Source organism: Xenorhabdus santafensis, assembly GCF_033949405.1.
Lineage (GTDB): Bacteria > Pseudomonadota > Gammaproteobacteria > Enterobacterales > Enterobacteriaceae > Xenorhabdus > Xenorhabdus santafensis.
In genome coordinates this window covers 1-649 of record NZ_VCDN01000394.1, presented here as the reverse complement: position 1 = coordinate 649, position 649 = coordinate 1, and the positions used below count along the sequence as shown (strand labels likewise).

The 649-nt window shown below is 32.7% G+C and carries 2 protein-coding genes; both read left to right on the top strand.

Features of this window, described 5'->3' with window-relative positions; genetic code table 11:
- Positions 1-229 (top strand): hypothetical protein (locus tag FE392_RS22870; RefSeq protein ID WP_319931975.1); only part of this gene is annotated, 229 nt, incomplete at its 5' end.
- Between the two features lie 13 nt (positions 230-242).
- Complete coding sequence (locus FE392_RS22865) at positions 243-521, top strand: hypothetical protein (RefSeq protein WP_021729343.1); 279 nt, start codon at positions 243-245, stop codon at positions 519-521.
- Positions 522-649: the final 128 nt, after the last annotated feature.

Here is a 649-nt window from a genome sequence, read left to right as displayed (position 1 = left end):
TGTAACCATGGAAGAATTGTTACATAAAATTATTGATAAATTAGATAAGATTGATAAGGATATTCAGGAGATTAAAACGGATTTGAAGGCTCATCGTATTGAAACTGATGATAATTTTACTAAGTTATATCATTTGGTTGAGGAAAAAGATGTTGAGATTGATGTATTGAATAAACGTCTATTTAAGAACGAGGCGACGGTTGAACGTATTAAGAGGGAAAAGCATTAGGAGGAAATTGTTGATGGCATATAGTTATTGTGTGGATTGTGAGAGTGTGTATAGCTGTGAAGATGAAAAGTGTTGTTGTGGAAGTAAAAAACGTTCTGTTGATTGGGAAGAATTTGCTTTTATTATGGGTTATCCGTTATATCCTGTTAAGAAAAAATATGGTGTTTTTCATTTAGATTTATCTAAACGTTTAGATGCTGATGCTTTATGTGATCTTAAAGCAGATAATCCAGAACTTTTTTATTATGAGTTTAAAGGTTGGAAAGAAAGAGAATTGAAAAAGAGAAATTAATAATAAATATATTTTGGAGTTAGTGGGTGTTTTGTTTGTCTGATTCGAAGGAAAATTTCCAGTTGAGAAATGAGGAACCCCCGACCAGTAACACGGGGGTTCCCGGCTGTTTCGATATCTACACTATC